Annotated in this window: 2 protein-coding genes; both read right to left on the reverse strand. The window is 70.5% G+C overall.

The window, feature by feature from the left end; all coding sequences use genetic code 11:
- A partial coding sequence (locus A6M56_RS08090; protein WP_286758045.1) for a sigma-70 family RNA polymerase sigma factor occupies window positions 1-874 on the reverse strand: 874 nt, incomplete at its 3' end.
- Between the two features lie 13 nt (window positions 875-887).
- A partial coding sequence (locus A6M56_RS08095) for a hypothetical protein (protein WP_286758046.1) occupies window positions 888-1,320 on the reverse strand: 433 nt, incomplete at its 5' end.

Here is a 1,320-nt window from a genome sequence, read left to right on the forward strand (position 1 = left end):
GCTTCTCCGGATTGCGCATCACATAAATCGCCTGGATGTGCCCGGCGCCGTCCGCCTCCAGCGCGATGGTCTGGACCAGTTCGCCCTGCGCCGTGGAAATCACGCAACCGGCCAGCCCGTTGATGCGCGCCGGGCGCATGCGATGTTTGGCGGGGTCGAACTGGCGCGCAAACCCGATCAGCACCTTGGCGATCAGCGCGCGTCCGCACAGCGGCTTCGGCACCGCCGTCACCCGCCCGCCGCCGTCCGAGACAAAGCGCGCATCCTCCGCCAGCACGCGCGCCAGCGCCGCCACGTCGCCGTCGCGGATGGCGCTGACGAAGGCCCACGCAAGCCGGTTCTCCTCGTCCGGCGTCACCTTCGCCGCAGGCCGGTTCGCATGCACATTGGCGCGGGCGCGCGCGGCAAGCTGCCGGCAGGCCGCCTCGCTGCGTCCGAGCACGCCGGCGACTTCGGCAAAGCTCATGTCGAACACGTCGTGCAGCAGGAAGGCGGCGCGCTCCAGCGGCGACAGGCGTTCCAGCGTGAGCATGAAGGCGAACGACAAGTCGTGCGCCAGCTCGTGCATCGCTTCCGGCCCCGGCTGGTACTGGCTGTCGTCGTCCACCACCGGCTCCGGCAGCCAGGCGCCGACATAGACTTCGCGCTGCGCCTGCGCCGACTTCAGCCGGTCCAGGCACAGGCGCGTGACGGTGGCGGACAGGAAGGCGCGCACGTTTTCCACCCGCGCGCGGTCGGCCGCGTGCCAGCGCAGCCAGGCGTCCTGCACCACGTCCTCCGCCTCGGCGCGCGAGCCAAGCATGCGGTAGGCGATCGCCCGCAAGTGGCGCCGCTGCGCCTCGAAGTCGTTTGCGCCGCTGTCGGTTGCCGTCATGCCTGTCCTCCTTTCATGCCAGTGCGGGCCGCGTCTCGACGTTCCCGATCCGGATACGGCTGCAGCGCTTGCCGTGTCCCATCGCGTATTTCACGGTGGGGAACATGCGGGCGGCGGCGATCGCCAGCGCCAGCGTCACCACTGCGCGTTCGCCCCAGCGCGCGGCGATCTGCTCGCGCAGCGCATCGGCCTGCGGATCGTGCGCCAGCACGGCGCGCGCAAAGCGCTGCGCCAGGGCGGCATGGCTGCCCATCGCGCGCTCGTCGCCGTCCAGGATGCCGCGCAATACGGAAACGCTAACTCCGTCCGCCTCGGCCATCCTGACCACCAGCTGCGTGCAGGGACCGCAGTCCTCGGCGATCGTTGCGGTCAGCTTGGCCGCATACCAAGCCTCGGGCGGCACCGCTTCGCGATGGGCCGCCATCTTCGCCACTGCCGAAAAACGC

The organism is Ralstonia sp. RL (assembly GCF_001683835.1).
GTDB classification, from domain to species: domain Bacteria; phylum Pseudomonadota; class Gammaproteobacteria; order Burkholderiales; family Burkholderiaceae; genus Ralstonia; species Ralstonia mannitolilytica.